The 5,066-nt window shown below is 44.7% G+C and carries 3 protein-coding genes; all 3 read right to left on the minus strand.

Translation table 11 applies throughout. The annotated features are described in order from the left end of the window. Positions 1 to 215: IS66 family insertion sequence element accessory protein TnpA (gene tnpA, locus V7D78_RS15890; RefSeq protein WP_333609436.1), on the minus strand; the 215-nt coding region annotated here is incomplete at its 3' end. 179 nt (positions 216 to 394) lie between these two features. After that, positions 395 to 3,502, minus strand: a complete 3,108-nt coding sequence (locus V7D78_RS15895; protein WP_333609437.1) for a TonB-dependent receptor domain-containing protein — start codon at positions 3,500 to 3,502, stop codon at positions 395 to 397. Positions 3,503 to 3,553: 51 nt separating this feature from the next. After that, complete coding sequence (locus tag V7D78_RS15900; RefSeq protein WP_333609438.1) at positions 3,554 to 5,044, minus strand: SLC13 family permease; 1,491 nt, start codon at positions 5,042 to 5,044, stop codon at positions 3,554 to 3,556. Positions 5,045 to 5,066: the final 22 nt, after the last annotated feature.

The raw sequence follows: 5,066 nt of genomic DNA on the forward strand, positions 1-5,066 counted from the left end.
TTCAACACGATGCTTTGATTGAGTATCATGCCTTGTGTGGTCAGCTCGACAAAGCCGGTATCGTCTTCCTGTTGCCAGGCAAGAAGCTGCCGCTTACGATAGCTGAAATAGGTCGGGTCAATGCCTTGTTGTTTGGCAAATTCGGTTTGGGTTAAACCACTGTTTTTATGCTGGTCAAACAGTGCCAGCCATTGTTCGGTTGTTCTGCGGATCATGTGAAACCCTGTCTGGTAGTAGATTCAGACAGGCTATGCAGATTTAGCTAAGCCGGGAAGGTGGGGTTTGTGTTACGCACACTTTGCGAAGACTCGCTTGCCGTTAGGCACATGCAAACAATCAAAAAGGGGCGTTCAACTAAGTTGCCCGCCCCTTGATACATTACAATCAACTTTAATTAAAAACGCTGCTCTAGTTTGACGTAAAAGTAACGGCCATATGGGCGATGTAAACTGCCAAAGTAGCCACGTGACGCCAATGATGGACCTTCGTCAGTAAGATCTCTAACACCCACTCTTACTTTAGTGGCAAAATCTGAGTCAGAATTAAATTCGTATTGACCATAAAGATTGTAGGTTGTTCGGGCTTCAACTATCCAAGGTTCCCCTTCAGTACTTAAAAAACGTGTTTCTTTTACAGATCCAATATATTGCGCTGATACGCCAAACCGCCAATCATTAATACTCCAGCTGAGCGAGCTATTTGCCCGGGTTTTGGGATTACCATTTTGCTCAATTAAGTCCGTTGAGTCAGGCAGCGGGGTGAGAGCATTGATAATCCCTTGTTCACGAGCCTGATACAGTGCATCGACGATTGGGCCTGGCGCACGGCTAAATTCGGTTAAGGTACTTAAATTGAAAGAAAAATTAAATCTTCCCCAGTCTTGGGTTCTTTTCGACCAATCTACACCAATGTCATAGCCTTGCACCGTCTGCGGTAATAGATTGGCGAAGTTATCGGTCACGCCAAGCATGCGTCCGGCAGGGGCTAAACCCGTTCCTGCAAAGCGGGCAATGTCATCATCGGTAATATCAGCACGGTCAATATTTGACGTCTGCCCCCCTTGCACACGCTCGGCATAGTCGAGGATAGACAGGGTTCTTGAGGTGAGTAAACCAACAATTTTTTCCTGTTCAATTTTCCAACGATCAAAGGTCAGTGTCAGATCGCCCCATTGTTTCGATAAAAACGTAGGCTGAAAAATGATACCAACTGATTGGTTTGTGCTTTCTTCTGGTTGCAGCTCAGGGTTTCCAGAGATCCTGTAAGCAATATTACTGCTGGCGCATTGATCAATCGCTGTTATCCGGCCAGAGCGCAAGTCTGCTTCACAACGGTAGTAATCAGGAATGGTATTTGATCGCGTGTACTCCAGGGCGTTTGTTTGCTCCAGGTTAGGAGCCCGAAAACCCTCGGAATAGGATGCTCTTAATCTTACTCCATTAATAACATCCCAAGCGGCTGCAAATTTTGGTTTAGCAACAGAACCAAAATCTGAATAATTTTCGTAACGCCCCGCTACTTGTAAATCAAGGCTTTGCATCAAAGGGATGTTAAAATCTGTTGAGACGAGCGGTATCGCAAACTCGACAAAAGCGGCATACACATGGCGGCTGCCTTTGGTGTCTGGGTTTGCACTGACAGCACCAACATTCGTTGGACTGACAGCGCCGGTTACGCTATCTGTAAATACAAAAGTCCCGTCGACATTTTCATCCCGATCGTCTTGTTGTGTTTCGCGACGAAGCTCAGCGCCAAATGCCATACCCACATCACCCGCTGGCAGACTCCACAATTCTTGTGTGGTCATTTTAAAATCAGCCATGCTCAGCGTAGTCTTGGTCAGGCGTTTTAGATCCATGCTAATCGCGTCAATCGCCGCTTTTGAACTCGGGCTGCAATCACCACTACTGGTTGAATCGATACAACCACCTGAAAAAGGATTGTATGCATCAGGTGTGGATAAGGCTAACTGCTGCTGTAATTTTGTTCTGTTAATGTTGTTTGAGATGTCACTTGCCGTCGCCTCTGAATAAACCAGACCTGCTTCCCATGAAAAATCAGCGATATCACCACGTAGTCCGGCAACGAAACGCGTTTGTTCGTTATCCACATTGACTATCTGAGGGCCTGCATCTACAAAACGATAGCTGCCTAATCTTACTGGTAATCCTTCGACAGGCACGTTTACTAATCCGGGTAACCGATTTGGGTTCAGGCTGCCATCACTAAACTGAACCGGACCAAAGGGATTCCAGTAATTACTTGCCGGGATAGTCGTTACATTTGCCGCCAAATTGACAACTGGAGGCTGTATTGCCGTCGTTTTTGCACCGTAGTAACCTAATTCGGTAAAGGCTGTTATGTTATCAGTTAGGTCATAACGCCCCGTGATGTATACATTAGTTCTGGCTGTATCTGGTAATAATGAGCTGTCTACTCTGGTGTCATATCTTAAATCACGGTTTACACCATTATAGCTCACTGTACCACTGACTAAACATAGGCCATTGTTTAAATCAAAACCGTTACAGCCCATAGACTTGGGTTGAACATGAAATGAGCCTGCATTGGTTGTAAGTGCAATACCATCTACGCTGGGTCGTCTGGCCGCTGATGTCGCTGGGACAGCAAGGTTTGCCCATGGTGAGTTCGCTGCGCGATTATCAGGCACATTCGAGTTGGACCAGCCGGGGGTATTGGCAAAAAAACTACGTAAATCACCTGTTGCTGTGATAGGCAGCTCTGAGGCCATCATCATGTCGCGATTAAACGTGTTAAGGAACACTGAAATATTGCCTCGGTCAAAGTCTTTACCAACAGTCAGTGTAAAATCAAGATCATTCATTGATGTCCCTTCTGCGGTGCCATATTTCGCAGTTAGGGTTATGCCATCTAAGTCACTTTTCAGCACGGTATTTACCACACCCGCTACGGCATCTGAACCATAAATAGCAGCTGCACCATCAAGTAAAACCTCTATTTGTTGGATACCTGAGACAGGTAATGCATTTGAATTGACACTTTGAACCGGAACAGTACCTGAGTTTGAAGTGGCTTGGCTGGTCGGGTGTTGCACCATACGCCGACCATTTAGCAGTACAAGGGTGTTACCTAAGCCTAAAGAACGTAAATTTACAGAATTTGTATCACCTCGAGCGGTATTACTGGTTTGTGGGCCACTGGTTTCCTCAAACAATACGTCGCCCATCTGAGGAATAGAACGCATCAAATCATCACCTGTCACAACCCCCAAGGCATCCATGTGTCTTTCATCAATAACTTTTACATTGACTGCTTCAGCTAGTCTTGCATTGTTAATTCGACTGCCCACCACCGAAACCACCTCAACGTCTTTTTCTGACGCGTTGGCGTTTGCAGCATCTGTTGTGGTTTGTTCAACTGTCTGAGCCTGCCCATTTAAAGCAAATGCTAAGCAACTGCCAAGTATGGACAACTTAAAAACGCTTTGCCTAATATTCTGTTTATCCTGTTGATTTTTCATGTTTTTGCCCTTTTTAAAATTTTTTTTGTATGCTGAGGGTGGTGTTGTTTGTTATCTATTTAAGACCATGGGCACCCAAAAATACCCAACGGCAGTGACTAATAAAATGCCTATCATATTTAATGCAAACCCTGCTTTTATCATCTGAGAGATCGTTATATGACCTGAGGCAAAGATTATGGCGTTTGGAGGGGTTGCTACAGGCAGCATAAAAGCGCAACTGGCTGCTAGCGTTATTGGAATGGCCAGTACTAATGGATCGACGCCAATTTGCAGTGCAATAGCCGATGCAACAGGTAAAAAAGTCGCTGTTGTTGCCAGGTTACTGGTCATTTCAGTCATAAAAATAATGAGAGTGGTTGCGCCAAGCACCAGCAGTAGCAGACCTAACGTATGCAAACTAGCCAAGCTACTTCCAAGCCATTGCGCAAGACCACTACTAGAAAAAGCGGCAGCAAGACACAAACCTCCACCAAAAAGAATGAGAACATCCCAAGGTATGTCTCGTAAATCGTTCCAGACTAATAGACGCCTTTTGTCGTTGGTATTGCCATCATTTAAAATGAAAAGTGACATGGCGCCAATTAAAGCGATTGCCGTGTCAGATAGGGCAATAGCAGGCAGGTACTTTTGCACAAGCCCTTTTGTTATCCATGCAAATATCACCAGTAAAAATACTATAGCAACCCGCAATTCAGCACCGCTCATGACACCCAAATTCGCTCGATGCTGTTTAATTTGTACTATTACTTCTGGTGGAGTTGAAAAGCTGACAGGAAACAATACTTTAGTTGTTAAAAAATAAAATGCAGCAATAAAGGCAAATGTCAGTGGCAGGGTTGCTACCATCCATTCTGCAAAGCCTATAGTGATCTGATGTTCAGTGCTCAGATAAGCTATTAAAAAAGCGTTTGGCGGCGTGCCGACTATAGTTGATATCCCTCCAAATGTTGAGCCATAGGCAATGGCCAGCATAAGATTAAGCTTAAAGTGATTAAATTCTTTTGCTGATAATTGATTACTCAGTTCGGATAACCCTGCAGCAACGGATAGTGCCACGGGTAAAAGCATCAGTGTGGTAGAGGTATTAGAGATCCACATACTAAGAAAAGCACTGGCCACGGCAAAACTTAAAATGATAGCGCCCCCACTATGGTTGACTGCATTAAGTATGGTAAATGCTATTCGCAGATGTAATCCGCATTTTTGAATAGCCACTGAGAGAATAAAGCCACCGAGAAAAAGGAAAATAATCGGATTGCCATAGGTTGCACTGGCTTTATCCAGTGTCATGAGTTGTAGTAGTGGAAAAAGTATTAAGGGTATTAATGCGGTGGTGGCAACGGGAACTGCCTCTGTTGCCCACCAAATAGCCATCCAAATGGCAATTGCCGCTGTGTATACTCCAGCTTGAGGCAAGCCATCAAGTTGCAAGAACTGTATTAATAGCAACGCTGTTATTGGACCTGCGAGCAACCCAATATTCTGCGCCGGTAAATTGGACATGTAATTTAAACAACTACGGTAGAATGCACGGGTCATTTTGTCACCTCTTGGTTACCAA

It is taken from the genome of Arsukibacterium sp., from assembly GCF_036735525.1.
Lineage (GTDB): Bacteria > Pseudomonadota > Gammaproteobacteria > Enterobacterales > Alteromonadaceae > Alishewanella.

What these genes read in the sequence shown, in the direction of transcription:
- V7D78_RS15895 (WP_333609437.1), bottom strand. Translation starts at nt 3,502, where the DNA reads ATGAAAAATCAACAGGATAAACAGAATATTAGGCAAAGCGTTTTTAAG.
- V7D78_RS15900 (WP_333609438.1), bottom strand. Translation starts at nt 5,044, where the DNA reads ATGACCCGTGCATTCTACCGTAGTTGTTTAAATTACATGTCCAATTTA.